25 protein-coding genes and 1 tRNA gene are annotated in these 26,515 nt (G+C 63.0%); 10 read left to right on the top strand and 16 right to left on the bottom strand.

The features are described 5' to 3' along the window. Nucleotides 1–47: 47 nt before the first annotated feature. A complete protein-coding gene (locus BBD46_RS12085) occupies nucleotides 48–1,433 on the bottom strand; it encodes an adenylosuccinate synthase (protein WP_071401952.1) in 1,386 nt (461 codons plus the stop codon). A gap of 387 nt (nucleotides 1,434–1,820) precedes the next feature. Between BBD46_RS12085 and BBD46_RS12080 the strand changes: the two genes are divergently transcribed. Then, nucleotides 1,821–2,126 (top strand): hypothetical protein, encoded by a 306-nt coding sequence (locus BBD46_RS12080; protein ID WP_006167237.1) that lies wholly within the window; start codon nucleotides 1,821–1,823, stop codon nucleotides 2,124–2,126. A 361-nt stretch (nucleotides 2,127–2,487) separates the two neighbouring features. On the opposite strand, the gene BBD46_RS12075 is transcribed toward BBD46_RS12080, so the two are convergent. From BBD46_RS12075 to BBD46_RS12060, 4 genes are all read right to left on the bottom strand, one after another. Further along, entirely contained in the window at nucleotides 2,488–5,274 is a 2,787-nt protein-coding gene (locus BBD46_RS12075; RefSeq protein ID WP_071401951.1) for a DUF7527 domain-containing protein, read from the bottom strand. Nucleotides 5,275–5,311: 37 nt separating this feature from the next. Further along, nucleotides 5,312–5,590, bottom strand: coding sequence for a UPF0058 family protein (locus BBD46_RS12070; RefSeq protein WP_004216022.1), 279 nt, complete (start codon nucleotides 5,588–5,590; stop codon nucleotides 5,312–5,314). Between the two features lie 164 nt (nucleotides 5,591–5,754). Beyond that, nucleotides 5,755–6,927: an ABC transporter ATP-binding protein gene (locus tag BBD46_RS12065; protein ID WP_071401950.1), complete on the bottom strand. Its 1,173-nt coding sequence runs from the start codon at nucleotides 6,925–6,927 to the stop codon at nucleotides 5,755–5,757. Between the two features lie 124 nt (nucleotides 6,928–7,051). Next, complete coding sequence (locus BBD46_RS12060; RefSeq protein ID WP_071402193.1) at nucleotides 7,052–7,522, bottom strand: DUF5793 family protein; 471 nt, start codon at nucleotides 7,520–7,522, stop codon at nucleotides 7,052–7,054. Nucleotides 7,523–7,804: 282 nt separating this feature from the next. Here BBD46_RS12060 and BBD46_RS12055 point away from each other — a divergent pair, with 282 nt between their 5' ends. The 3 genes from BBD46_RS12055 to BBD46_RS12045 all read left to right on the top strand — a co-directional run bounded on the left by BBD46_RS12055 (nucleotide 7,805) and on the right by BBD46_RS12045 (nucleotide 9,482). Beyond that, a complete protein-coding gene (locus BBD46_RS12055) occupies nucleotides 7,805–8,545 on the top strand; it encodes a class I SAM-dependent methyltransferase (RefSeq protein ID WP_071401949.1) in 741 nt (246 codons plus the stop codon). Nucleotides 8,546–8,659: 114 nt separating this feature from the next. Then, nucleotides 8,660–8,730: transfer RNA gene (locus tag BBD46_RS12050), tRNA-Gly, on the top strand. 230 nt (nucleotides 8,731–8,960) lie between these two features. Beyond that, entirely contained in the window at nucleotides 8,961–9,482 is a 522-nt protein-coding gene (locus BBD46_RS12045) for a hypothetical protein (RefSeq protein WP_071401948.1), read from the top strand. Between the two features lie 21 nt (nucleotides 9,483–9,503). Here BBD46_RS12045 and BBD46_RS12040 read toward each other — a convergent pair whose 3' ends face one another. Continuing rightward, the gene (locus BBD46_RS12040) at nucleotides 9,504–10,055 is read right to left on the bottom strand and encodes a hypothetical protein (protein WP_071401947.1); all 552 of its coding nucleotides are present in this window, start codon (nucleotides 10,053–10,055) and stop codon (nucleotides 9,504–9,506) included. Nucleotides 10,056–10,270: 215 nt separating this feature from the next. Here BBD46_RS12040 and BBD46_RS12035 point away from each other — a divergent pair, with 215 nt between their 5' ends. From BBD46_RS12035 to BBD46_RS12025, 3 genes are all read left to right on the top strand, one after another. Continuing rightward, nucleotides 10,271–10,828, top strand: coding sequence for a GNAT family N-acetyltransferase (locus BBD46_RS12035; RefSeq protein WP_071401946.1), 558 nt, complete (start codon nucleotides 10,271–10,273; stop codon nucleotides 10,826–10,828). 75 nt (nucleotides 10,829–10,903) lie between these two features. After that, on the top strand, nucleotides 10,904–11,881 hold the full coding sequence (gene fen / locus BBD46_RS12030) for a flap endonuclease-1 (protein WP_071401945.1): 978 nt from the start codon (nucleotides 10,904–10,906) through the stop codon (nucleotides 11,879–11,881). A gap of 180 nt (nucleotides 11,882–12,061) precedes the next feature. Further along, nucleotides 12,062–12,397 (top strand): hypothetical protein, encoded by a 336-nt coding sequence (locus tag BBD46_RS12025; RefSeq protein ID WP_071401944.1) that lies wholly within the window; start codon nucleotides 12,062–12,064, stop codon nucleotides 12,395–12,397. A gap of 498 nt (nucleotides 12,398–12,895) precedes the next feature. Here the strand turns inward: BBD46_RS12025 and BBD46_RS12020 are convergent, their stop codons facing one another. From BBD46_RS12020 to BBD46_RS12010, 3 genes are all read right to left on the bottom strand, one after another. Then, nucleotides 12,896–14,143 carry an NAD(P)/FAD-dependent oxidoreductase gene (locus tag BBD46_RS12020; protein WP_071401943.1) on the bottom strand — a complete coding sequence of 416 codons (1,248 nt, stop codon included), beginning with the start codon at nucleotides 14,141–14,143 and terminating at the stop codon, nucleotides 12,896–12,898. Between the two features lie 118 nt (nucleotides 14,144–14,261). Then, nucleotides 14,262–15,245: a phosphomevalonate decarboxylase MvaD gene (gene mvaD, locus BBD46_RS12015; protein WP_071401942.1), complete on the bottom strand. Its 984-nt coding sequence runs from the start codon at nucleotides 15,243–15,245 to the stop codon at nucleotides 14,262–14,264. A 152-nt stretch (nucleotides 15,246–15,397) separates the two neighbouring features. Beyond that, a complete protein-coding gene (locus tag BBD46_RS12010; RefSeq protein ID WP_139173584.1) occupies nucleotides 15,398–16,321 on the bottom strand; it encodes a hypothetical protein in 924 nt (307 codons plus the stop codon). A 310-nt stretch (nucleotides 16,322–16,631) separates the two neighbouring features. Between BBD46_RS12010 and nth the strand changes: the two genes are divergently transcribed. Next, on the top strand, nucleotides 16,632–17,315 hold the full coding sequence (gene nth, locus BBD46_RS12005) for an endonuclease III (protein WP_071401941.1): 684 nt from the start codon (nucleotides 16,632–16,634) through the stop codon (nucleotides 17,313–17,315). Between the two features lie 119 nt (nucleotides 17,316–17,434). Continuing rightward, nucleotides 17,435–17,704 carry a hypothetical protein gene (locus tag BBD46_RS12000; RefSeq protein WP_071401940.1) on the top strand — a complete coding sequence of 90 codons (270 nt, stop codon included), beginning with the start codon at nucleotides 17,435–17,437 and terminating at the stop codon, nucleotides 17,702–17,704. Nucleotides 17,705–18,053: 349 nt separating this feature from the next. Here the strand turns inward: BBD46_RS12000 and BBD46_RS11995 are convergent, their stop codons facing one another. From BBD46_RS11995 to BBD46_RS11985, 4 genes are all read right to left on the bottom strand, one after another. Then, a complete protein-coding gene (locus BBD46_RS11995; protein ID WP_071401939.1) occupies nucleotides 18,054–18,911 on the bottom strand; it encodes an NAD(+)/NADH kinase in 858 nt (285 codons plus the stop codon). A 102-nt stretch (nucleotides 18,912–19,013) separates the two neighbouring features. Continuing rightward, on the bottom strand, nucleotides 19,014–19,352 hold the full coding sequence (locus BBD46_RS23175) for a PQQ-binding-like beta-propeller repeat protein (protein ID WP_253184557.1): 339 nt from the start codon (nucleotides 19,350–19,352) through the stop codon (nucleotides 19,014–19,016). Next, nucleotides 19,258–20,202 (bottom strand): PQQ-binding-like beta-propeller repeat protein, encoded by a 945-nt coding sequence (locus BBD46_RS11990; protein WP_253184556.1) that lies wholly within the window; start codon nucleotides 20,200–20,202, stop codon nucleotides 19,258–19,260. Before BBD46_RS11990 ends, BBD46_RS23175 begins: the two co-directional genes overlap by 95 nt. Before the next feature lie 174 nt (nucleotides 20,203–20,376). Next, the gene (locus tag BBD46_RS11985) at nucleotides 20,377–21,687 is read right to left on the bottom strand and encodes a M28 family peptidase (protein ID WP_071401938.1); all 1,311 of its coding nucleotides are present in this window, start codon (nucleotides 21,685–21,687) and stop codon (nucleotides 20,377–20,379) included. A gap of 157 nt (nucleotides 21,688–21,844) precedes the next feature. Here BBD46_RS11985 and BBD46_RS11980 point away from each other — a divergent pair, with 157 nt between their 5' ends. Beyond that, nucleotides 21,845–22,909: a polyprenyl synthetase family protein gene (locus tag BBD46_RS11980; RefSeq protein ID WP_071401937.1), complete on the top strand. Its 1,065-nt coding sequence runs from the start codon at nucleotides 21,845–21,847 to the stop codon at nucleotides 22,907–22,909. A gap of 15 nt (nucleotides 22,910–22,924) precedes the next feature. On the opposite strand, the gene BBD46_RS11975 is transcribed toward BBD46_RS11980, so the two are convergent. From BBD46_RS11975 to BBD46_RS11965, 3 genes are all read right to left on the bottom strand, one after another. Beyond that, complete coding sequence (locus tag BBD46_RS11975; RefSeq protein ID WP_071401936.1) at nucleotides 22,925–23,902, bottom strand: cation diffusion facilitator family transporter; 978 nt, start codon at nucleotides 23,900–23,902, stop codon at nucleotides 22,925–22,927. Between the two features lie 125 nt (nucleotides 23,903–24,027). After that, the gene (locus BBD46_RS11970; RefSeq protein ID WP_071401935.1) at nucleotides 24,028–24,834 is read right to left on the bottom strand and encodes a CBS domain-containing protein; all 807 of its coding nucleotides are present in this window, start codon (nucleotides 24,832–24,834) and stop codon (nucleotides 24,028–24,030) included. A gap of 35 nt (nucleotides 24,835–24,869) precedes the next feature. Continuing rightward, nucleotides 24,870–26,420 (bottom strand): DHH family phosphoesterase, encoded by a 1,551-nt coding sequence (locus BBD46_RS11965; RefSeq protein ID WP_071401934.1) that lies wholly within the window; start codon nucleotides 26,418–26,420, stop codon nucleotides 24,870–24,872. Between the last annotated feature and the right edge of the window lie 95 nt (nucleotides 26,421–26,515).

Below are 26,515 nucleotides of genomic sequence, written 5' to 3'. Positions count from 1 at the left end.
GACGTGATCGCGGTCGCGATCGCGGCCACGACCGCGCTAGGATCGCCCTACTCCGCGCCCGTCGGCGTCTCGACGACGACAGTCTCCTCGCGACCCGGACCCACGCCAACTGCGTAGATCGGCGCGTCGAGCTCGTCGCTGATGTACTCGAGATACGTCCGTGCGTTCTCGGGGATGGCGTCGTACCCCTCCTCGGCGACGGCTGCCCAGTCGACGTTGTCCCAGCCCTCGAACGTCTTGAACGTCGCCTCACAGCGACCCCACTCCTCGGTCGTTGGGGGCATTGCGAGAAGTTCCTCGCCGTCGAGTTCGTAACTGTGGCCGATCTTCACTTCGTCGAGGCCGGCGAGCACGTCGATGTGGTTGATCGCGAGGCCGGTGAAGCCGTTGACGCGCGCGGAGTGGCGCAACATCGGCATGTCGAGCCAGCCGACGCGGCGCGGGCGACCGGTGACGGTGCCGTACTCGCCACCCTCCTCGCGGATGTATGTCGCGAGTTCCTCGTTCTCGCCGTCGCCCTGCTCGTCGTAGCCGGGCGTGTCGCCTTCGACGCCGCCGAGTTCGGTCGGCAGTGGGCCGCTCCCGACACGCGTGAGGTAGCCCTTGACGATACCGATGATCTCTCCCTCGGCGATGACGTTGGGGCTGAGTCCCGTACCGACAGCCGCACCGCCCGCAGTCGGATTCGAGGACGTGACGTAGGGGTAATTCCCGTGGTCAATGTCGATGATGGTTCCCTGTGCACCCTCGAACATGACGGTCTCGCCATCGGCCATCGCGTCCGTGAGGAACGCGCTAGCGTTGACGGTCATATTCTGCTCGGCGAGTCGTTCGCCGATCTCGCGGTACTCTTCGAAGAGCGCGTCGACGTCGAACGCGTCCGGATTGTCGAGGTCCGAAACGTCGGTACCGTACACGTCCTCGATAAGCGCGCGCTTCTGTGGCACGACGTACTCGAGTCGGTCCCGGAGCACGTCGGGATCGAGCAGGTCGCCGATGCGGACGCCGCGGCGGCCGGCCTTGTCCTCGTAGGTTGGGCCGATGCCGCGACCGGTCGTGCCGACTTCCTGGTCGTCTTCGCTCTTGACGTCTTCTTCGATGCCGTCGAGGACGCGGTGGAACGGCAGGATGACGTGGGCGCGTTCTGCGACCCGCACGTCTGGGTCGAGCCCTTTCTCCTGGAGCGTCTCGATTTCGTCGAACAGCGTCCGTGGGTTGACCACGCAGCCGTTGCCGAGAACGCCGACTTTCCCGCGGACGGCGCCCGACGGCACGAGTGAGAGCTTGTACTTCTCGCCGTCGTGGACGACGGTGTGTCCGGCGTTGTCGCCGCCCTGATAGCGGGCCACGACATCAGCGGTGTCGCCGTAGAGGTCGACGACGCCGCCCTTGCCTTCGTCGCCGAGTTGAGCCCCGACGATTGTGACGGTCATAACAGCGGCGGATTCTTGCCGATCCGATAAACAGATTACGGTATCACTGGGGGTATCCCCCGGGATCGACGATCGATCTATGCACACCGATGCATACTTCCTGCGGAGGTGCGGACAAGAATACGCGTGTTCGGCCGCCGATAGCTGTCCACGAGTCACACACGACGCACGCAGTCAGGCTCCTAGTTTAGCCGCCCCCTGATAGACGGTCGAACAGTTTCGGCTCAGAATCGGCCGTACAGCGCTGTCTACCGTCATAATCGTTCATCGTATAGCGTCGCAAGCGGAAGCGTTAACTACTGGCAAAAACGAGCATCGGGTTGAGAGTGGTCGTCTCAATCTCGGAGAGTAACTTTTAAAGGGTACAAAGACAAGTTAACAAATGCCATGATAGACCGACTTGAGAAGGAAGTCGATATGCTCGAACGACATCTGCAGGTCCTGAAGATGGTCATCGAAAACGAACCGATTGGTATCGTGAAGATGTCCAACGAGACCGGCTACCCACACCACAAGGTACGCTACTCGCTGCGTGTCCTCGAAGAAGAGAACCTCATCGAGCCCTCCAGCCAGGGTGCGATCAAGACCGAGCGCACCGTCGAATTCGTCGACGAACTCGACGGCAAAATCGACGACATCGTCGACAAGCTCGACGGCATGAAGATCGAAGACGTCGCTGAAGTCGAAGGGTAATCGGTTCCGAACGACGCGACGAGTCCAGAGACTACTCTCAGATCGATTCGATCGAACAGATCACCAGCGGGTTTCACCGGGCCAGACCACCGGAGACGGACAGCGGCTATGTTACGCCGTTGCCCTCCACTCCTCTACCCGTCTCGGTCAGTGGAGCCACACTGATCTGTCTCTCTTACTTACGACACAGTTCGAACCGAGCGACGCTTGCGCGCAGTGGGACCTGAGCTGGTTGGTACCCACGTGGTACACGTCGCCCATCGAGACGCAGGAAACGGAACGCGGAAAAAGCACAACGAGCAAGCCGAACAGCGGAAAACCCGACGGCGCTCAACCACTCCGACGACGATCACAACACCTCCTACAACTCAGGCACGTTCATGTGGAACCCTTCGCTGCGCGACTCCACCAGACACAGGTGATAGCCACTCTTGCGCGAGAGGTTCACGTAACTCAGCTTCGATCCCCGACTCAGGAAGCCGCTGCTGGTCGCCTGCTCCGTCACCTCGAGTGCCCCCGGTTCGAAGTAACTCGAGGTGACCGCGACTGCCGCCGCGAGATCCGGATAGTTCGCCTTGACCGCCGAGGCGGCGACCTCGAGTTCCTCGAGTAGCTCCTGACTCGCGGGCTCGCGCGAATCGTTGAGCGTCGCCAGGATGAGCGGGTTCCCCATTTTGTCGAACGCAACGACATCGAAGGTGACCTCGTCGGGGACGTCTTCGGTATCGTCGTCCGCGAGCGAAATCGTCGCCCCGAGTTCGGCCCGATCGATTCGCGGGATGGCGTCGTAGAGGTCTGCAAGTCCGTCCGCGTTGCCTGTATCGCGAATCTCGTAGAGCACCATCTCGGTGAGCCAGTCGACGAACGTATACTCGATCGTCTCCTGAAGGTAGGTCTCGTACGGCTGGCCGTCGACGGCGACGCTGTCGGCCTCGAACTCGGTATGGTGTTCGAGTCGCAGGTTCGAGGCGACCTCGTTACGATCTGCTGCGCCATCGTGTGCCGTCTCGAGCGTCGGCTGGCTCTTCGAGTCGTAGCGTACGAAGAGGTTCGTTCCCGAGAGCGCCTCCGTTGGCGAGAGGTGTGTTTCGGCGTCGAACCCGGATCCAGACTGGGCACCACCACCACCACCACCACCATCACCAGCCCGCGCCTGCTCGAGTTCGGACTCGAGTTCACTGATCTGTGTGCGAAGCGAGTCGACGGTGCTCGTCAGTTGCTGGTTTTCGGCACGGAGCTCGTCGCGTTCACTCTTGAGCTCTCTGGCCTTCTCTGCGAGCGCGTTGTGTTTTTGCTCGAGTTCCTCGATACGCTGGGTGTACTGAGCGAGGTTGCGCTTGTGTGCGTCGTCGCCACCGTTGGCTGTGCCGTTGCGGTTCGCGTCGGCGGACTGCTCGCGGTTGCGCTGGTCGCTGGCTGGCTGTGATCGTGCTGATTCAGCCTGGGCCGCCTGCCCGTTGTGTGAGTCTGTGGACGATGTGGAACGAGAGTCGGGGCTGGAACTTGAACCGGAACCGGACCCAGCAGCACCAGCACTCGCACCAGAAGCAGACTCTGTCCCCGACTGCGCCCCCGAGCGGGACCGACCGTTCGCCGCGCGCGAGGGAGCGGCCCTACTCGAGTCGCCCGCGGCCGAGTTGTCGGGATCGATCGAGGGAATCGACCGCGTTTCGCGCCAGGCTTCTTCGGCCTCGAGTTGCTGGTCGAGTTCGCCTTCCGCTTCGCCCTCGGCCTCGCCTTCGTGTTCGTGTTCGTTTTCGCCTTTGTCGGCGTCAGCGTCAGAACCAGCGCCAGCGCCTGTGCCGCTATCGGTGTCGCGCTCGGCCGACTCATCTGCAGCCGTCATCGACTCCGAGCCGGACCCAGCGTGGTCAGGTGCGGGCGGTGCCGGCGTCGCCTCCGGCGTGCCAGCGGTATCGGCGTCGTCAGCGTCGTCCTCGATCCAGGAGATATCGCTCTGGTCGAGTTCCTCCGCGGCCGCCTCGACCGTCTCTGGGTCAGGCGTCGACGACAGCCCCGACTGGCTCTCATCGGCAGGCGTCTCGCCCGTGTCTGCCCCAGTCGTGGACCCCACGACAGGTTCCGTCTGCTCCGTGGACTCGTCGGTCTCGGACTCCGTCGGCGCGGTGATCCCTGCCGGCACGTCCGACTCGTCGTCGACGATCGAACTCGAGTCCTCGGTTGTGATGCCGGATTCGGGTGTGGACCGTGGCTGGGTGTTGGATTCGGCGTCAGTGTCGGTGTCGGCACCGGTGCTGGTACTGGTACTGGTACCGGCGTCGGTGTCGGTCCCCGACTCGGGCGTCAAATCCGTCGTGAGGGTCTGATCTGTGTCCTCGTCCGCAGTTACGTCCGTTTCGGGTCCTGCGCTCGTTCCTGCCTCTGCCCCTGTCCCTGTCCCTGTTCTTCCACCGGTCCCAGAGACATCGAGCTGGTCGATTGCAGACTCGGTCGGGTCGACGCTTGGTTCCGCTCGCGTCGCGGAGTCGGTCGCGGTGTCGGAAGCGTCAGTTGCGTTGTCGATTCCGGTATCGACGCCCGCCGAATCGGAAGCGTCGGCCCCTGAGCTGGTCTCTGCTGTGTCTGCCTGCGTCCCGGCAGTCGCACTCGTCCCCGGAATATCAGTCACGTCGATATCGACGTTGAATACCTTGTAGATTCCAACCTCGTCGTCGGCTCGTTCGAACGCCTCGTCGCCGGTCAGCAGGCGCTCGGCGTTGCCGATGTAGGCCGCGGCCATCCGTCGACCGCCGTAGTAGACAGCGTAGTAGTCCCCACTAAGAACGTTCTCACTGAGTTCGATATACCCCGTGAACGAGCCGTCCTGAAGCGTCTGGTCGACCTCTCGGAGCGGCGTCTCGTTGGTGTAGTACTGTGCCTGTACGTTGCCGCCGCGCTCTTCCATCACAGAAAGCAACGGCAACGAGGGATCTGGTGCGCGATAAACGGTGCCACTCGCGTCCTCGAAGTCTGTTATCTCGCCGTCGACAGTGCCGACAACGCGGCCATTAAGCATAAACAGCCACGCGCCACCGGCAGCGACGGCTCCCGAAAAGTCACTGTCAGCGAGAGTAGACAGGTCATCGAATCCACCGCTGAACGGACGGGAATCCCACTGCTCGACGCGCTCTTGCGTGCGCGGGTCCATAGTTCAACAAGCGGGAAGTGCAACAAATACGTTTCGCCTAGATTTTCGATTCGGCATCCTCTGCGAGTTCTTTCATCCGCTTGCCAATTCGGCCGGCACTCGAGAACTCGTCTTCGCTCATTCCCTTTGCGAGGGCGTTTCCGAGGACGAAGACCGCGTGTTTGTGTTCACTCTTCGATTTGTGGACGTGCGAGGGGTCGACGTCGAGCTGGTGGTACGGCTCGAAAAGGCCCTCGTCGACCTCCTCGCGCTCTTCGAAGTACTCCATAATGACGACGAGTTCTTCGTGGAGTTCGAGGAGTTCATCCTTATGCATGCCCACGGCTACGAACGGTTTCGGCTTAAGAGTTGTGTGCCGTGCAGTCGCAAAAGCGGCTGCTAGTGGGTGTGCGGGCTGAACGTCGGGATAGCGGACAGGGTCCGAGCCGTCGCCTGTCTTGAGTGGGGGCTTGCCGTGGTTACGAAGTCGAGAAAACGCAGTCAGTCGGCTGCCGTCGCCGGCGCACGATCACGCTGGTCTGCGGGGAACCAGGCGAGTTCGTGGTCGGCCGTGACGCGCACTGCAACCCGTTCGTCTAGGTCGATCCGGTCGGAGTGGTTGTGCATACACTCGATCGTCTCGCCGGTATCGAGTTCGACGCGGTAGAGAACCGTCGGCCCAAGATATCGTCGATAGACGACCCGGCCGTTCGCTTCGCCGTCGGCCGCCGGCAGCGCCGTCACGTCGTCCGGCCGAACGAGGAGGTCGAGACCGGTTCCATCGTACTGGTGGGCGAGTCCGTTGACGTCGTCGCGCAGCACACGCCCGAGCGCGGTGTCGACGTGGTCGCCGTGGACCTCACCTGAGAGGAAACTCGCGTGGCCGAGAAAGCCCGCAACGAAGCGCGATTTGGGCTGCTGGAAGACGCGCTCTGGCGTGTCGATCTGTTCGATCTGGCCGTCGTTCATCACCGCGACACGGTCCGAAATCGAGAGCGCCTCCTCCTGATCGTGCGTGACCGAGATCGCCGTCACACCGGCTTCCTTGATGATTCGGCGCACCTCCTCGCGCATTTCTACACGCAGGTCGACATCGAGGTTCGAGAACGGCTCGTCGAGCAAGAGCATCTCCGGTTCGGGCGCGAGCGAACGCGCCAGCGCAATCCGCTGTTGTTGCCCGCCCGATAGTTCGTTCGGGTAGTTGTCTCCATGGTCTGCGAGCCCGACCATCTCGAGTAGCTCCGCGACGCGGGCGTCGCGTTCGTCGGGTTCCCATTCCTGAAGCCCGAAGGCAATATTTTCCCGGGCGGACATGTGTGGGAACAGGGCGAACTCCTGAAAGACAACGCCGACACCGCGTTCTTCCGGCGGAACGAACTGTCCGTTACCCGCGACGGCGGCCTCCTGAAGTTGGACGGAGCCGGCGTCGGGTTCTTCGAGACCGGCGATCAGCCGAAGGGTTGTCGTTTTGCCACAGCCGGAGGGGCCGAGCAGGGTGAGAATTTCGCCGTCGTGAACGGATAACGAGAGGTCTGAAATGACGGTCTCAGCGCCGTAGCACTTCCCGATGCCGTCGAGTTCGAGCACGACGTCGTCGGTGACTGATTTCGGAGTCGGCGTCTGTGTACGCGCAGTTTCCTCGGTCGCCGTGGAAAGTAGTTGTCCGTTCCCCATTATCGACCCCCGGCAGCAGCCGGGACACATTCGGTTTAGGGGTGCCTAAATCACTTATAATTGCCGGTCCGTTCCCACCGGGTGAGACGAGCGGTCATCGGAACGAGAGCGCCAAAAATCGGACTTAGAGTTCGACGCCGCTCGGGATCAGACTGTGCTGGCGCAGCAGACTACCCTCGTCGTCGTAGACGAGGAAGGTCCGCTTGTCGTAGCTTACGAACGGTTCGTCGTCGAGTCTAATTTCGACCTCGTAGCGGCCATCATCGTCGTTGGCCTGCTCGCCGTAGCCCCTCGCTGCCCGAATAAATCGGAGTACGTCGTCTGCTTCCTCGTTCAACTCGAGGATGAAATCTCCCGTGATTCGGTTCGTGACGCTCACGACGCCAGCGGCGTCCTCGTCGAGGGGTTCTTGCAGTCGGAGCGCAACGTCAGTTTCGCCCGCATCGAGAACCTCGTCATCGGAGCCAGTAAGGCGCTCGCGAAGCATCGACGCTGGGCCGGTGAAATCGATCGATACCGAGGGTTTTCTCGGTTCCTCGTCTGTTTCGACCCAGTCGACATTACTGACATGTAACGTGAAGTGCTCGCGCCTCATTCCGTAGTCATCGGTTAGCGCTCCCATCGTATGAACGTAACGCACGGGTCATCATTGCTCTGGACAGACATACGTTTCAGACAGTGTTTGGAACAAGATGGTCACTTTTGACCACCCTTCCTGGGTTGACGTGGACTGATACGGTTCGTTGTCGTTCTGTCCGATGATCGATCCGACGGGGTGGCGCTCACGGGTACAACGCGATCCCGATCCGTCTGATCACTGAAAGAGTTGGCAACCCGTTGCGAACGCTTTTTGCGCGCTCATCGACGACATCGGACAATGGCCGCTCCCCACGACCGCTCAGATGACCGGGCCGACCGCGCAGCCGTTCGCGATACCTACGATCAGATCGCGACGCACTTCGCGAAGACCCGGGAGTACGCCTGGCCCGAAGTCGAGTCGTTCGTCACAGACACCGTCGACGAGCGCGCTCGGGCTGACACTGAGACGGCCCCCGTCGGCCTCGACCTCGGCTGTGGCAACTGCCGCCACGCCGAACTGCTCGCCGATACCGGTTACTTCGACCACGTCCTCGGCGTGGATGTCAGCCGTGGTCTCCTCGAAACCGGGCGCGAACGGGCACAGGAGCGCGAGTTCGCCGTCGACCTCTGTCAGGGCGACGCCGCCGAACTCCCCCTCGAAGCGAACGCAATTTCGGCTGCCGTCTACGTCGCGACACTCCACCACCTCCCCACGCAGGCCGCTCGCCAGGCCAGTCTCGACGAACTCGGCCGCGTGCTCGCTCCCGCCCCTGACGGCCGCGCACTCGTCAGCGCCTGGTCGACCGCCCACGACCGCTTCGACGAGGACGAACTCGACACCGCCGACGGCACCGGCTTCGACACCACGATCGAGTGGACCCTCCCCGGCGGCGACACCGTCGACCGCTTCTACCACATCTACACCCCCGAGGAGTTCGAGCAGGATCTGGCAGCGAGCTCGCTGGAGGTACTCGAGTGGGAGGTCTCGAGCGGCAACTGTTATGCAGTCGTTGCTGGCGCTGCTGCGTCGGATGTGTGAGTGGGTTCGAGAGCGACTCACCTGAGGATAACCGGGGGACAGCGCGCCAATCGCTGGCAAGCGATGACGCCGAAACGGAAGCGCCTTAAACATGGAGCCAAAATCAGGGAGTGAGCGCGGATGGTCTAGTGGTAGGACCTGAGCCTTCCAAGCTCATGGCCCGGGTTCAAATCCCGGTCCGCGCATTCCTTCGGCGAACAAGATCGTGAGCCGAAGGAAGCGAATGAGGGATTTGAAGTAGAGAAGACGGAACCCGCGTAGTGGGCAAAACGAACGATCGGGACCGTCTCGTAGTCGGGTTCAAATCCCGGTTCGCGCTTTCTCTAACACACTTCACACTCGTTCCTGCAAACTGCCTTGCACCCTTGCACATCCGCGCATCGACACTACCGACACCGCGGCCGAGTACTCGAGTATGCCCGACGCAGCCACCAGATACGAAACGGGAGACATCGTCGCGACGCCGGACGGCCGCGGTGTCGTCGCAGCGGTGCTGATGAGCGAGTTCGAGTTTCCGACGGGTGAGGGAGAGGGTGACGAAAACGTCACCGCTGTCGATGCCAGCGACGACCAGCCTGCGTACGTCGTGGGCCTCGGTCCCGAGACAGTCGGCTCGGCAGTGTATCGCGCTTCGGTACTCGAGTCCAGTGCGTTGGACGACGATGATGCGTTGGAGTCGACTGCTGGCGAGGGCGATGGTGACGGCGACGAGGAGGCGCTCACACCAGTCATCAACGAGGACGTGAACGGCCTCGATGACTTGCCCGAGGGCTGGGACAGAAACAGCGTCCTCGAGTTCTGGTCGTCGATCGGCGGCTCCTGGGACGCGTGTGTCGAGGAGATGGCGGACGAACTCGGCGAGGATCGGGCGACGGCGAACTGTTCGGCGATGAAAGACGAAGTGGTGCGGACGCAGCGGTGGCGGAATCGCTTCTGAAAGGTGTCAGGTGCCGCTCTCTCAGTCTTCGAGCGGCGTCTCGGCACGCTCCGGGTGGAGGTTCGTGACGAGCGCGAAGACGATGCCGAGCACCGTCCCGAACAGCAGGTGGCCGACCATACTTTCGACCGCCGTGGTCGGGAAGTCGGCTGCCGCCTCGGTTCCGATTGCGTCGAGCCAGACCGGGAGGACGAGCAGCGGCAGGATTGCCCAGACAGCCAGCCCGAAGACGAAGCCGGCGGCGACGACGCGCAGCGTGATCCCGGTTCGTGAGAGCGACTCGGTCTCGGGGTTCATCTGGATGATGCCGAGAATGGGTTTGCGGGTGACGAGGAACCCAAAGATCAGCCCGAGACCGATCCCGTGGGCGATGTGGATTCCCCAGCCGACGACGCCGGTGGGATCCAGCCCGTAGATGCCGGGAATCGCCGCCGAGACGACCTCGGGATCGAAGAGCCAGATGAGGGCACCGAAGGCGAGTGCTCCGACTGCACCACCGACTGCGCCACCGACCGGCCAGCCAATCGAGGTCTCGATACCGACTGTCGACTGTGTATCGGACTCTGCGCTCATAGTGAGGGCAGTGTACCACAACGGGCTCCATAATGGTTTGTCCGGCACGTGTCACGTCCGCCGGGCAATCACGACGCGTACACAGTGCGGTGGGCTACTCGAGTTCGCTTCTCATCTGTGGTCGCCGGCCTTGTCCCTGCTGTCTTCGGCTGTCCCTTGCTGTCCTCGACTGGACGACGGCTATTAGTTCCCGTCCGACCAAGCGACCCCAACTCGTGCCCCAGGACCTCACGTACGAACTGCTCGGGTGGCCACCCGACGGGCCGAAACTGCCACTCGACCACGAACGATTCAGCTACGCCGGCAAGTTCGTCATGACGAACACCGGGAAGGCGGTCGCCCGTGACGGCGAAACCATCGTCGCAGCCATCGCGTTCAACGAGGATCGAACCGACGAGCACACGCTGTGGCTCCGGTACGTCACCGTCGCTCGCGACCGCCGCGGCGAGGGGGTCGGCCCCGAACTCGTCTCGCTCGTTCGCGACCGCGCCGTCGAGCGCGGCTACGACTGCATCCGAATCGCGGTCAACAACCCCTTCGCCTACGAGGCGCTCTACCGCGCCGGTTTTACCTACACCGGCGAGACGACGGGGATCGCCGAGTTGGTACTCGAGTACCAACCACCCACAGCTAGTGAGAACGACCCGACGGGAACCGAACGCGAACCAGACGCGTATCAGAACGGGCTCGATGAGTTTCGGGACCGGGACCTTTCCGGGGACGAAACGGAATTCCTCGAGTCGCGAGTCGGCAGCGAGCCGCCGGCCCGGTAGCGCTCAACAGTCGTCGGCTGCGAGTCGAGAGCGAGAGGGGACAATTCAAATCCCAGACCCACCAATAGTGGCCCAATGGGAAACGCTGCTTTACGCGACATCGCCGTCATCGAAGAGGTTCCGTTCTCCGAAATCGAGGGTGTCGTCGCCGTCGACGCGCACAACTGGCTCTATCGGTACCTGACGACGACCGTCAAGTGGACCAGCAGTTCGAAGTACACGACTGCAGACGGCACCGAGGTCGCCAACCTGATCGGTATCGTCCAGGGGCTCCCCAAGTTCTTCGAGAACGACGTGACACCGGTCATGGTCTTCGACGGCGGCCCCTCCGAACTCAAGGAAGACGAGATCGAATCCCGCCGCGAGCAGCGCCAGACGTACGAGGAGCAACTCGAGACCGCCCGCGAGGAAGGCGACGAGGTCGCCATCGCCCAACTCGAGTCGCGCACGCAGCAACTGACGCCGACGATCCAGGAGACCAGCCGCGAACTCCTCCGATTGCTCGACGTGCCGATCGTCGAAGCGCCCGCTGAGGGCGAGGCACAGGCCGCCCACATGGTCCGGCGTGGCGACGCGGACTACGTCGGCTCCGAGGACTACGACGCGCTGCTCTTCGGTGCGCCATACACCCTCCGACAACTCACGAGCAAGGGTGATCCCGAGCTGATGGATCTCGAAGCGACGCTGGCACACCACGACCTCACACTCGAGCAACTCATCGACGCAGCTATCCTCATCGGGACGGACTTCAACGACGGTATCTCGGGAATCGGCCCGAAAACCGCGCTGTCGGAAATTTCCGAGCACGGCGACCTCTGGAGCGTGCTCGAAGCGCGCGGCGAGACACTCGAGTACGGTGACCGCGTGCGAGCGCTCTTTCGGGAGCCGAACGTCACGGACGAGTACGAGTTTGAGACGACACTGGATCCGGACATAGAGGCGGCGCGAGAGTACGTGACTGAAGAGTGGGCGGTCGATGCCGACGAGGTTGCACGCGGGTTCGAGCGGATCGAGGAGAGCGTGACACAGACGGGACTGGACCGCTGGACGTGAGAGGTTCGGTGACGGCGACGGATTGTTGCGTGTATCGAACGGTTTTCTGGGCGGCGAAATACCTGCTGTGAGGAAACGAGACGGTAGTGACTACACTTTGAGCAGTTAGTGTGGAGTCGTTGCTTAGCTGACCGATAATAATCCGGTCGTCGCTGGTCGTCGTGACCGGGGTGACCGCTCATGTCCCAACACGAACGCACCCGGTCCGACTCGGCGGCAGACACGGACGCTCCCGCACGGGAGCACCAGCAACAGCCGCCGCCGGACCAGCGACGAGGCTCGCGGTTCGATATCGGCGCATGGTTGCTGTCGACCGCGGTGCAAACGATCGTCGTGCTCGTTGGTCTCGCGGTCGTGCTGTTCGCACTCGGCCAGGCAACTGGCGTCGATCTGCTCGGTGCAGTCGGCGGCGCGTTGCTGACCCACACCGGCCAGTGGCTCGCGGTAGCGTTCATCGCGCTACTCGTGCTCGGCATGGCGCTCAGAGCCATGCGGTACACGCGACCGCGCTGGTGACGATGTACTGCAAGTGATGCCGTCTTGCAGTCGTGGTCTTGCGGTTCTGCAGGGTCGACCCAACCGTGCGGTGTCGGCGATGCAGTCACATCATCCACACCACAACAACCCACCATATCCACCACACCCACCACACCCACCACATCACAACTAACTCACCACACCCACCGCAATGTCCCACCACGCACCCCAGCCACCCACCACCATGATCCACACGACGGCTCACACCGGGCACAACCGATCACAGCTGGCGTCCGGTCGTGAGATCTGACACCTGCCGCTTGTCGTTCGACCCGCACGTCTGCGTCGGTCCACACCACCCTACCGGACCGACGGTCGACTCGTGATTGCATCACCTCGGTCCGTTCTATTCGGTCTTCTTCCGCTTCGGATCCTCCTCCAACCCAGAGCAACAGCTGTGACTAGTCCAAACTGGTCGCACAGCCAACGACGATTCGGTATGCATCGACTTGCAGCGGCTCTGACCCCAACCAAGCGCTACGACTCGCGATCGAATTCGAACGGCAGTCGGTGATCGATCTCCTCTCGCGCGAGCGCCGCCGCCCGGTCAGCAGCGCCGACTTCGGCGAGATACCGAAGCCTGACACCGCTCTTGAGCAGCCGCGCACCGCGGCCAGTAAGCACTCTCGACCCAACCTGTGCGACCGCGTCGTCACCCACGCTGACGACCCAGCCGGGTGAGTCGAACGCGAAGTTCGCGGATGCCGACGCCGACACTGATGCCGACACCGACACCGACACCGACTCTGGTCCACTGCCTCGGTCGCGCTCCTCGCTATCGTCACGTTCCCCGCTCACGAGACCTGCAATCGTCGGCGCGAGCGCCCGCGCCGCCTGTATCGCACTCTGGGCACTCGCCGGAACCGCCGCCCCCTCCACGTCGGTCATCAGCGCCGCATCACCGAGTACAAACGTCCGCTCGTCGAGTTCTAACGCTGGCCCAACCATCGGCCGCTCTCGATCGAGGGCGTCCGTTCCTCGAATCCCGCCCGTCCAGACGACACACTCCGCCGGGAGTTCCTCGCCCGACTCGAGTCCCACCGCCGACGGCGTCACTCGAGTAACGGCTGTCCCAGTCCGGACTGTAACGCCGACGGACTCGAGTGCAGCTGTCACCGCGCGCTGAAAGGGAGCGTCGAACTGTGGGGCGACGGTGTCGAGTTGTTCGAGGAGAGTAACGGACGGCGTAGCGTCTGCATTCGATCCGTGGCCCTCACGAACGAGTGCGGCGAGTTCGCCGGCGACCTGGATACCCGAGAGGCCACCACCGCAGACGACGAACTGTGGGGTATCTTGGTGGCGCACGCGCAGCGCCTCCCGCGCTCGTCTCCGGACGGCAAACGCATCGCCGAGGCATTTGAACGGAATCGCGTGTTCGCGGACGCCCTCGAGTCCGTGGGTGGCAGTCTGTGCGCCGAGACAAACGGCCGCGATATCGTAGGAGAGGGTACCATCGGAGAGTCTGATGGTCTGTCGCTCACGGTCGAGAGCCTCGACGCGCGCTACGCGGACGGTTGCCCGGTCGAGAACGGCCGGGAGCGAGACGGTGATCGCGTTCGCCAGTTCGGGCCGGCGGAGTACGCGGTGGAGTTCGTGCTGGACGAGGTGGTCCGGCGAGTCGTTGACCAGGGTGAGTTCGAGATTCGCATCTGTGGGCACTCGCTTCTCGAGTTCGCGGGTTAGCGTCAGGCCCGCGTAGCCGCCACCGAGGACGACGACGTGCATACCCGATGTAGGTTCCCCGCGCCCAAATACTGGGGACCAAACGCCGCCGTTGTCGTGCAGTGCAGTGTGCTCGTTTCACCCGGTGCAGTACCAAACCGCGAGAAAGTACAGAACCGTCTTAGAACAAGTGCTCGTCCTCGTCGAGCAAGCGAGCGGGGCCGCCGACATCCCAAATCGTCGTCGAGACACCGCAGTCGGCGATCTCCTCTTCGACGAACTCGGCGTGCTCTTCGGTCGTGTTGACGTAGACGCTCGCGCCCGTGTCCGTCGAGAAGTAGACCGGAATGTCCTCTTCCTCGCGGAGTTCGCGCACGCGGTTGAAGATCGCGAGCGTGGCCGGCTGCCAGTAGACCCAGCCCTCGGGGCCGGTCATCGTCGTGGCCGCGAGCGAGAGCGAGTCGTGCTCGGCGAGTTCGAACACGTCCTCGAACTCGTCGTTACGAAGCGCATCGCGCATTTCGGCGATCTGGCCGTGGATGTGCGCGTTGCGGGCCTGGAACATGTGACTGTCCTCGGCCTCGTTGTGCGCGTCTTCGGTCTCCTTGTGGTACGGCACGAGTCCGACGACGATCTTCAGATCCTCGTGGAGGTTACTCGGCAGTCGCTCGGAGCGACAGTCCTCGTCGTTCAGCCCGGTGTTGAGTTGCGAGAACGCACCCGTCACCGCACGAGCGGCCGACGCCGAGCCGACGCGTGCGATCGTGGAAACGGTTGGTCGGTCGGCGTCGAGTTCGGCCGCCTCGGCCAGCGCCATCGCCGCCGCGGCGAAGCCCGAGGAGGAGGAGCCAAGCCCGACGTTTGTCGGGAAGCTGTTCTCACTCTCGAGTCGGACCGGGTAGACCGTGTGGGCTGCGTCGGACATATCTCGGGCCTTCTCGACGACGGCGTCGACGCGCTCGGCCGCGCGGCCCTCGAGTTCCTCGCCGTCGACGACGTAGGTGTCCTCGTCGTAGTCCATCGAGAACTCGACGGTAGTGCGGGTGTGACTCGGGGCCGTACAGACGCTGATGCTGTCGTGATACGGGAGTCGCTCGATATCGTCGCGCATCCCGTGATACTTGACCAGCCCCTGGATGGGGTGGGCCATCGCGGTCGCCTTCATACCCGGATAGGCGGATGATGGCCGCTTAAAGTTCACGGCATCCGATTGGTGTGCCACTGGCGAGTATCAGTAGTCCTCGGCGCGTCGTAGCGGCTGCTAGCAGGTGTTACCGACCGGGCTCAGGGGCAAGCCCGCTCGACGGTGCCCGCCAGCTACCGGATCGCATCCTGTAGTGACTCGCGCCACTCCTTTGCAGCCACAGCCTCTCCCTCGAGTTCACCCAGTCGCAACTCGACCGACTCCATGTCCTCGTCGATGCGCTCGATCTCTCCGGAGACCGTCGAGCGGACCAGAAGGAGGTCGCGTTTGAGCCGTACCTCGGTTTCGTCGAGTCGCGTCGCCAGCGAATTTGTTTCGGACTCGAGTGCGGTTTCGAGCGTGTCGAGTCGCGTCTCGAGGTCGGTGAGCCGTTCGTCGTGCGCCTCGGCGGTGGATTCGAGTTCCTCAAGTTGTTCGTCGTGCGCCTCTGTGGTGGATTCGAAGCCGTCGAGAGACTGTTCGAGGTCGTTACGGGTGGCCTCGAGTTCGGCCTGTTGGGTGGCCGTTTCGGCTCGGTGGCGTTCCAGTTGTGTATCGAGGGCTTCGAGCCGATCAGCGACCGAATCGAGGTGTGGTTGAAGCGTCCCATTGATTCGTTGCCGGAGGACGTCGTCGGCTGCGTTCAGATCTTCGATATCGGATTGTAAGTGCTCAACGTCGGTTCGGATTGCTTCGAGATCGGTGTGCAGGCTGTCGAGTTCGAGCGGGGTGTTGTCGGAGTGCTGGCCAGCGTTGTCGGTGGTGGTAGAATCCGTGGCAGTTGTAGCGTCAGTAGCAGCTATCGCCGTAGTAGCTTCGCTATCGGATGTATTACCGTCGCTGTCGTCGTCGCAGTCGCCGCCGTCGCTATCACCGATGTCCTCACTGGCCCTGTTATCGTCATCGTCACCGTCCTCACGAACGAGCACACGTCGAAGCGCCGCTCGCTGGTCGTCGTGTTGGTCGTCGCGGAGTTCGGCCAGTAACGCCTCGAGAACGTCGGTATCGGACGAGGTCGACGGACCATCCGACGGGGGAGTCTCATTTTGTGATGACATCGGTATCTCCGTCTGCGGGTGGGTGATCGGACCGGCGGACAGCAGCCAGACGCACGACGCCAACTGCCCAGTTGCTCGTCACGTTGGCTGCCGCGAGCGTGACTGGGACCGACGACGCTTCGTGGTCAGTGACCAACCCTCCGACGTGAGATATTAATACCCCGTGTCAGTTGGACGCGCGACAACGGTTCTATGGACTCGCTATCGGACTGGCGGCCAAGATGGTACACGGTGCGGACGACAGACTCGACCCGGACAAACTCGACGCGAACCGAACACCTCAAATGGCCGCTCTCGCAACGAACGCTGCATGGGAACCCCGCTCGAGAGCCGCACGGAACAGGCCGAAGAACTCGTCGATCGACTCGAGGAGGCCTACCCCGACTCGACGATCTCGCTTCGGTATTCGAACCGACTCGAGTTACTGATCGCCGTGATCCTCTCGGCGCAGTGCACCGACGAGCGGGTGAACAAGGAAACGAAGCACCTCTTCGAGAAGTACGACGGGCCGGAAGACTACGCCAACGCACCCGAGGAGGAACTCGCCGAGGATCTGAGTTCGATCACCTACTACAACAGCAAGGCCGGGTACATCAAGGACTCCTGTGAGATGATTCTTGAGGAGCACGACGGCGAGGTGCCAGACACGATGGACGAACTCACCGAACTGTCGGGTGTCGGCCGCAAGACGGCGAACGTGGTGCTTCAGCACGGCCACGACGTGGTCGAGGGCATCGTCGTAGACACACACGTCCAGCGCCTCTCGCGTCGACTGGGACTAACGGAGGAGGAGTACCCCGAACCGATCGAGCAGGAACTGATGGACCTCGTCCCCGAGGGCTACTGGCAGCAGTTCACCCACCTCTGTATCGACCACGGGCGGGCGACCTGTACGGCCCGCAACCCCGACTGCAGTGACTGTGTGCTCGCGGATATCTGCCCCTCTGAGAAGGGTGACAGCGAGATCGACCTGGCGTCGGGCGAGCCCTGGTAGGATCCAAGGAGACGGTGACGCGGCCTCGCTGGCCTCTACACGGCTGATCTGGATCCGACACGACCCACGCAAGCCAAACACCTTTTCAGTGAGACGTGCTAGCTTTCGATGCGATCACTATGGTTGATGACCCAGACGAAACCGGCCAGACCGACAGGACCGGGAAAGACGAGCACGGGCGTGACGTCGAACTGGAACACGAAGACACCGATGACGACGCAGACGCGGAGGAAGAGGAACTCACTGAGGAAGAAAAGGAGGCTCGAGAGCGTCGCGACGAGGAAGAGCGCCGACAGGACATCGAGCACAAATCCGACGAGCGCGAGGCGGACGCGCTCGGGAACACGAACCCCAATAATCACCGGGACGAAGAGCCGTACAACAGCTAGACAGTTGTCGCCGTCACGTGCCAGTCGCGCCAACTGCAAGGAGCTGCAAGTGGCAGTCACGGCAACTGTAGTGTAAATCGCTCACGCGCGGAACACGACCAGACTGCATTCGGGCGAGTGCAGCAGGCGGGCGACCTCGCGTTCCGTGCTCCCGGGCCGACCGATCGAGATCGGTTCCGACGACCACAGCACTGGGCCAGCGCAATTCCCGGCGGATCGGACACGTTTCGGCTCGTTCCGCAGTTTTTCAATCTGACACCCTCTCGTACTCTCGTACTGTCCCTGTCTGTCTCCCTGCCTCAACTCCGCAGTCCGCAGTCCGCAGTCTGTGCGACGCCCCTAACCCCGCTCACGGAGCCCTCTCAGGCACGCACAGAATCGGCACCGTCCCCGCCACCGACACCGGAATTGGAGTCTCAATTGCAACACGACCCACCGACCGGTCGTCGGCGATCAGCGCCACCGACTGTTCGTCTCGGTCGACCGTCAGCACAACCTCGTCCGGCGGGAGGACCCACTGCCGAGCATTCGTCGAAAACGGGCTGATCGGAACCACGGACACAGCATCGACCGCGGGCGAGAGTCGCGGGGACTCGAGTGCACTCGCGTAGCCGTGCGTCCCGAGTGCTGTCGCGACGACGATCCCGTCCGCGCGGACGGAGCCGACCGACTTCTCCTGACTTCGAACCGAAAATTCGGAGATCGCGGCGGGTTCGGCGGCAGCGAGCGTGAGGTCGAACAGCGCTCGGACGGTCGTCTCGGAGCCGTCGACCAGTGTGGCGGTGCACTCGAGTACCGGTCGCTCACAGCGCGCGGTCTCAACCTCCCCCGAGAGGATAGCTGTGAGCGCGTCAGGGAGGCTTTCCTCGGAGACGGTGCTGAGGTCGGGAATCGAGCCGACCGGCAGAATCGCCGGCTTCCCATCGCTCGTGGCGCTCTCGCGTGCGGTTTCCGCGAGGGCAGACTCACCGACTGCAACGACGACCACTGGATCGGCGTCCAGAACGGGGGCGGCCTCGGTGTCGACTACTAGTGTGGCGTCGTGTGTAGAGAGGGTGGACTCGAGTGCACTAACATCGAGACCATCGTCAACCAGCTCGCGTGTGTCATCGTCCGCTGATGATATCGAAACCGCGTCGGTGGGATCGACGACGCCGACGACTGGCTCGTCGTGGTCGGGTTGGGTGCCGTCGTCCCCGTCGCTCATGCCATCTCGTTCGCGCGGCGGGTGCAAAAGCGTAAGGTCCGAAGGGGCGGCCGGGCGTCCGGCACGATCAGTCGCTCGCGACCGCGACGACACGTCCGACGATCACGAGATTGCAAACAGCGTCCCGTCGCGCCCGACGGTGAGCCACAGATCGTCGGCCAGCGCGCAGCCACTCCCGAGTCCCCATTCCATTTCGTCGGTGTTGAGACGCCACTTGACGGAGCCGTCGGTTATATCGAGAGCGGCCGTCATCCCGCCGTCGTGGGCGGTGTAGACGGTATCCTCGTCGCTCGCCCAGAAGATCGCGCCGAAACTGTCGTCCCAGATCTCGGTGGCCCAGAGACGCTCACCCGTGTCCCGGTCCAGCCCGACGAATCCGGGGCCGCGGAAATCGTCGATGACGACGACGGAGTCGACGACGCTGGCCCATCCACCCCCCAATTGAACGGTTGTCTGGACGGTACTCCCAACGGTTCTCCATCGTTTCCCAGTCGTACGAGACGAGACCGCCGTCGTCGGAGCCATAGTACTCGCCCTCCCGAAGAACGGGATAGTTGACTGGTGTCGACAGTTCTGCGCTCGGTTCGCCCGAGCGAAGATCTCTGAAGGACGCAGCGTTCGGATACAGGACGCCACTATCGGTGATGAGTGGCAGACGTGGCTCATTTCCGCCGCTCGCGCCACCGCTGTCCCAGCGTACGTCTCCTGACTCGGCGTCGAGGACGTACAGCTGCGGGAGGGGCTCGAAATCCCCATCCGAATAGTCGTACAGTTCGATATCAGAAAGAACGACGATTGCGTCCCCGACTCGCCGAACCGAGGAGAGCCCACTGCTCAGTTTGTCACTCCGCCAGCGTTCGGTTCCGTCGGCGAGGTCGTACGCTCGAACGGACGTTCCGACGGCGGCGTAAACGGTATCGTCGACGATCGTCGGACGCCAGATACGGTGATCCGCCTCGAAAATCGGCTCAAATTCGCCGGTATCGGGATCGACAGCGACGAACGTTCGATGTTCGTTCTCACTGGTATCGCTCGTTTCCGCTCGTTCGATAGTAGTGTACACCGTCCCATCGACGATCAGCGGATGGCGGCGAGGGTGGCCACTGGTCTCTCCGTCAGTGCTATCCTCGAGCGTCCACTGGACGCTCGGATCGTCGGACGGACCATCCGCGTGGGGATTGTGGAACGTGTTTCCAGTGTCGTGGCCGAGCATTCGCCAGTCGGGGTCGTCGGTGTACGTGGTGTCTCCTCGGAGGTCGAGTTCCGTCCAGTGAGCGGGTTCGCTTCTCACTTGACAGCCGGCAATACCGAGCAATCCAGACGTAGCAACCGTCTGCAGAACAAAACGACGGCTCGTGGAGGGGGACCGTTCGGGGGACATCAGGTTACGGTACTGACTCGTACACCATAAATTCCCATACAAATTGGGAGAACTGAACCGCTGTTCTCGTACTGCCAGAATCGACTAGTTATCGTACGGCCAGTCGCCCGTAATCTTGCTCCCTTCGGCGAGGTTCTGGTCCTCCAGATCGGCGGCGATTTCCTCTGGCTCGCGGTGCTCGATCGTCTGCTCCTCGCGTGCGAGGTCGACGGTCAGATCCGTGAGGAGGATGGCCTGTTCGCGCAGCGTGCGCTTCTCGACTTTCTCCAGCGTGTCGGCGAAGGTGTGGCCCCAGCCGCGACCGACCTCGTCCGAGGTCGACATCACGTGATAGCCGGGGACACCCCACTGGACGAACGGCCAGTGGTCGCTGTGCGGGCCGAGCTGTGGCACCGTCTCGATCGGGTGGCCGTGACGCTCTGCGATCTCCTCTGCGGCGGCCTCGAGTTCGGGGAAGCCGTGGGTCGTCATCGAAAGCGTGCGACCGCGGACGACGCCGTCGTTGTTGACGATGGCCTTGATGGAGTCGTGGTCCGCTTGCTCGGCGTGGTAGCCGGAGCCGACCAGGCCGACCTCCTCCGCGCCGTAGGCGACGAACTCGACGCGCGTCTCGAGTTCGTCCTCGCGCGCGGCGAGTGCGTTCGCGAGTTCGACGACCATAGCAGTTCCAGCGCCGTTGTCGAGGGCACCCTCTGCGATATCGTGGGCGTCGACGTGGCTCGTCACGAGCACGCGCTCGTCCGTCTCGGGACCGAGTTCGGCGTGAATATTCTGGCTCGTTGCGTCGCCAATGTCCGCCTCGACGGAGACAGCGATTTCCTCGCCGTCGTACCGCCGAGCCAGCCGCGCGCCGACCTCACTCGAGACGCCGACCGCCGGAATGTCGCCGATCGGGTCGTCCTCGGTGCCGACACTGCCCGTCGGTGGGAGACAGCCCTCGACGTGATTACGGTAGACGAAGCCGACGGCACCCTGATCGACCGCGTGATAGTACTTCTCCCGGCGGTGAATGTAGCGCTCGTAGTACTCTGGAATGTCGCTGCGGACCATCGCGATTTTGCCCTCGAGGGCTGCGTCCTCGAAGTCCTCCGGGAGGCCGTAGCCGAGGTCGACGAGTTCCGCCGTCGCCTCGTCGCTCGGGCTTCGCGGGAGCGCGATGCACTCGAGTTCCTCGTCTGGCGCGACGACTGCACTGTCGCCGCGGGTCCAGCCCTGAATATCGAACGACTCGAGACGGGCGTTTCGCGCGCCGGCCTCGGCGAGCGCGTCGCGGGTCAGTTCCGCGGCTTCGCGTTCGCCGTCGCTGCCAGCCATTCGATTGCCGATGTCGACCAGGTGTTCGAGGTGTGTCCAGCCGACATCGCTGGTGAACACATCACTGATCCAGGTGGTCATGGGTATGGGACAGGGGTCTCACTGGGGGCGTGTAACTGTACCGTTCGGCGATGTCTGTGCCGGAACTTGGTGTCCTACTGTCGACTATCTAACCCGAAAATCGGACGTTCAGTGCGAACTGAGAATCTTTTTTACCCCGCTCGCACTCGGGGCGTGTATGCGGGAGACGCTTGCCGAGTGGCGGCCGGCCGTAGACGAGGCGATTGCCGACCTCGTGCCGCGGGAGATCGACACCGACTACCTCGAGTCGTTCTTCGGCGAGCCAACGTACGAGTACGATCCTGACGGCATCCAGCGGGCGCTGTCGGATCCGCTCTGGGACTTGCTCGACCGAGGTGGGAAACGATGGCGGGCAGTGCTCTTTCTGGTCTTCATCGAGGGGTTCGGTGAGGATCCGACCGAGTACATGCCCTACGCCTGTATCCCCGAGATTCTGCACAACGGGACCATCATCGTCGACGATGTCGAGGATCAGGCGGCAAAGCGCCGCGGGGAACCGGCGCTGCATCACATCTACGGGCGCGATGTCGCGCTGAACGCCGGCAATGCGCTCTACTTCCTGCCGTTGAAGATTCTTCGGGAGAACCCCGGCGACCTGCCGGCCGAGCAGCGACTGGCGGCCTACGAGATGCTGATGGACGAACTCAATCGTACCCACCTCGGCCAGGGGATGGACATCTGCTGGCACAACGAGCGCGAGGTCCGCATCACGCCGGCGCAGTACCTCGAGATGTGTGCCTGCAAAACCGGCTGTCTCGGCCGCATCGTCGCCCGACTCGCGGCGATCATCACCGACCAGCCCGCCCACGTCGAGGAGGCCGTCGCGACCTACACCGAACTCACTGCGGTCGCCTTCCAGATCGGCGACGATATTCTGGACGTCGAGAACTCCCTCGGCCGCGCCGGCGAGTTCGGGAAGGAGTTCGGGAACGACGTCCGCGAGGGCAAGAAAACGCTGCTCGTTATCCACGCAATCGAGGAGAGCGAGCCCGCACAGGCCACGCGACTCCAGGAAATTCTGGAAGCCGAGACGAACACCGACGAGGAAGTCCTCGAGGCGCTCTCGATTCTCGAGGATGCAGGGAGCATCGAGTACGCCCGCGAGCAAGCGCTCGAGCTCGCCGCCGAAGCCCGCGCGGAGATCGACGGACTCGAGTTGGACGCGGAGACGACAGAGCGGCTCAATACGTTCACGGAGTTCGTGGTGGATCGAGAGGAGTGATCGGATCGAGGAGCGTTATTCCTCGGAGTTGGTTCCGGTGTTGGATTCGGTTCTTGTTTCTGTTTCTGTCTCTCCCCCTGCCGCTACCCCTGTTTCTGCCTCGACGTAGATCCGATCCGCAGTCGGCACGCGATCCTGAATCCTGGCCTCGATCACGTCGACGGTCTGCTCTATCGTGGCCGTCTCCAGGTCGGGATCGAACCGAACGTCACAGGCGACGAGCACCGAGTCGGGGCCGAGGTGCATCGTTCTGAGATCGAGCAGTTCGGCGACGCCGTCGGCGGATTCGATCGCGTCGACGATCGCCCTGTGTTCCGTGCGGGTGACGCCCTCGCCGACGATGAGGCTGCGGTTCTCCCAGGCGAGTGCGAGTGCGAGCGCCATCAACAGCAGGCCGATGACGATGCTCGCTGTCGCGTCGTAGACCGGGTCGCCAGTCTGTGATGTCAGGTAGACGCCCAGAATTGCCACGACGACGCCGATGACGGCGACGATGTTCTCCGTGGCCGCGGTGAGCAGCGGTGCGTCCTTCGAGTGGCGAAAGGTGGCAGCTAGCGAGGTGAACCCCGCGGCTTCCCGCTCGCTCTGCAGGCCGTGATAGGAGGTGTAAAACGCGTACGATTCGAAGACGAGGGCGACGCCGAGGACGATGTAGTTGATCGTCACGTCAGTTGTGCCGGCCGGCCCGTCGAGTGCAGCGTACCCCTCCCGAACCGAGGCGAAGCCGGCAATGCCGAACAGCAGGACGGTGACGACGAACGCGAAGAAGTACTGTTCCTTGCCGCGCCCAAAGGGATGTTTTCGACTCGCACCGGCCTCGCTGAGCCGAAAGCCGAGCAACAGCAACACCTGGTTTGCGGCGTCGCTGATGGAGTAGTAGGTCTGGCTCAGCATGCTGACGTTGCCGGTCGACAGGTACGCGACGAACTTCGCGACTGCGATCGCCAGACTCGCGCCGAACGAGACGAGCACGACGACGCGAGTCGAAACCATCTGTCCGGTACTCCCACACCGGCCGCCGTATAGGTTTGGCGCGGTTGCAGTCGGGCGTAGTCCGTACTCCGCGACTACTCCCCGACCGAAATCCTCACTCCCCGGACTGCAACCCAGACTACAATCTACTCCCCAGACTGCAACCGCTTCGTCGTCTGCACCAGCGGATGGCGCGCATAATCGACGACGTCGATATCGTCGAGCGACTCGAGTCCCTCCTTCGCAGCGGTCTCTGCCATCCCGAGGGCGATCTCGTTTTCGACGACGATCACGTAGGCGTCCATCGCGTCGATCCCCAGACGATCGGCCGCGAGCACGCGGTGGTGACCGTCCGCCAGCAACAGCGTGCCGTCGTTGTCGATGACGACAAGCGGCTCTGCCAGCCCGCGTTCGAGTTCGTACTTGCGCCCCTCAAGTTCGTCCGCGTAGACGCGCCCTTGCGTCGGCGTCAGTTGGTCAATCGCGACGGTGCGTCGTTCTTGTGCCAGACTCACGCTGTGGATCTGCTCGAGCGTACGGACCAGTTTGCCGACCTTCTCGGGCGTGGCGCGCTCGATCTGGCTGCGGATTACGTCGGCGTTCGAGATGATGCCGACGAGGTTGCCCGCGTCGTCGACGACGGGGAGTTTCTGAATCCCGGAGCGGAGAATAACGCGGGCGGCGTCGTTTACCTTCATCTCCGGGTGTGCCACCAGCAGATCGGTCGTCATCACTTTGAATATGGGGTCGTCGTCGCCGGCCAGCAGCAGGTCGCGAGCGCTGATGAACCCCTCGACACGGCGGCGTTCACACACTGGAAAGCCGCTGTGTTCTTCACTCTCGGCGATCCGCTCGGCAACCGCGCCGACGGTCGAATCCGGCGAGACGGTCACCACGTCGCGGGTCATGTACTCTTTGACCTGGGGTTTGGTCCGTTCCGACGCGAGCTCCATACGCAGCGCTACCGCGCCCGGCCGCAAAAGTACTGTTACTGGTGGTCGTCGGTTCCGTTCTCGGGACCGGTGACGTATGACTCCTGGTCTGCTACGATTGCATCCCATTCGTCCTCTTCGGCGAACAGCCACTGGCTCGTCCGACTGTACGTCCCGACTGGAACTCCCGGTCGCGTCTGAATGGCCTCGAAGAACCGGTCTGTAATTACGTCCTCGGCGACGCCGACAATCGATTCGACCTCGTCTTCGTCGTCAAGCCGGCCGAGAATGCCGACCTCGAGTTGTGCGCCGGCCATATCGGCATGGCCGCCCGCACTCCCGATCTGGTCGAACCCGTCCCGTAGCGTCTCGCCGAGGTCGACATCGTTCGAGCGCGATCGGGCCGAGAGAAACGCCATCTCGTCTCTGAACCCGAAGACGAGCGTCGTATCGATCCCCTCCATCGCGAGGAGTTGATCCGCCGCCTGCGGCAGCGCATCCCGGTTTCCGATCCGACCAACGCTTGCGACCGCGACCGAGTCGTGCTGGACGCGATTCTTGATCGCGCGGGCGATCGTCTCGAGTGTGTCGCCTTCGACGGTCGGCTGTTCGATCTGGCGCAAGACGGCTGCATCGACGTGGGGGTACAGCGTCGAGGCGGCTTCGAAGTCCGCAGAGGAGACCTCACGCGTGAAATCGTTCGTATCGATCCGGATTCCATAGAGGAGGGCGGTCGCCGTCGACGACTCGAACGAGAGGTTGAACCGGTCCATGTACTCCGTCAGGATCGTACTCGTCGCGCCGGCTTGCTCGCGCAATTCGACGAAGTCACTCGGCACCGGGCCGCGTGGCGGATGGTGGTCGATGACGATATCGACGTGGCAATCCTCGTCGAGTTGATCGTTGACGCCGGGTCGCGAGTGATCGACCAGTGCAATCGACCCGTAGGTGTCGAGACGCTCTCCGGGCGAGAGATTCCGCAGCGAGAGATCGAGCAGGTTGACCATCGCCCGATTCTCCTGGTGGGAGATGTCGCCAAAATAGCAGGCGTCGGCCGCAACACCGACCGACTCGGCAATCGCCGTGAGGGCCACCGCACTCGCAATCGCATCCGGGTCGGGGTTGTCGTGCATGACAACCGCGAGTGGCCCCTCGATCGTCAGCAACTGCTGATAGAGGCCGATCGCTCGCGATGCCGGCGTCGTTCCCGTCTCCTCGAGGAGGTGCTCGGCGAACGCGCTCGCCGCATCGATGGTATGGGCTGCGAGGTCGGTAAATCGATTCCTGTCCGCCATCGTCGGATTGCCGCCCATGTAGGCCGTGATCGATGCATCGGGGAACGCAGCGGCAGCCAACTCGAGTGCCTGTCGGTTGACGTCGGTTCGGTCGCTGCCGACGAAGATGACGTCGGGCGCGTCGACGCCGTCGAGGGTTTCGGCGTCGGTCGGATCGCCGCGGCGGGCGGGGATACTTTCGTCGCGAAGGGTTTCGGCGACGCTCTCGTCGGCGGTGATGACGAGGAGTCGGCCGTCATCGTCGCGCTCCGTGAGTGCCTCGGCGACGGCGCGGCCGACGGTTCCGCACCCGAGGACGAGCCGGAAAACCATGTATCGCGGCTTGCAACCCAGAGGGGTAAAAACTACCGGGTCTCGTCGGCGGTATGAGTGTGTTCTCACTGGCGAATCGTCTGATTGCACACCTC

Source organism: Natrialba sp. SSL1, assembly GCF_001861355.1.
Classification (GTDB): Archaea; Halobacteriota; Halobacteria; order Halobacteriales; family Natrialbaceae; genus Natrialba.
The sequence above is the reverse complement of the archived record's forward strand: the minus strand, read 5'-3'. Positions and strand labels throughout refer to the sequence as shown.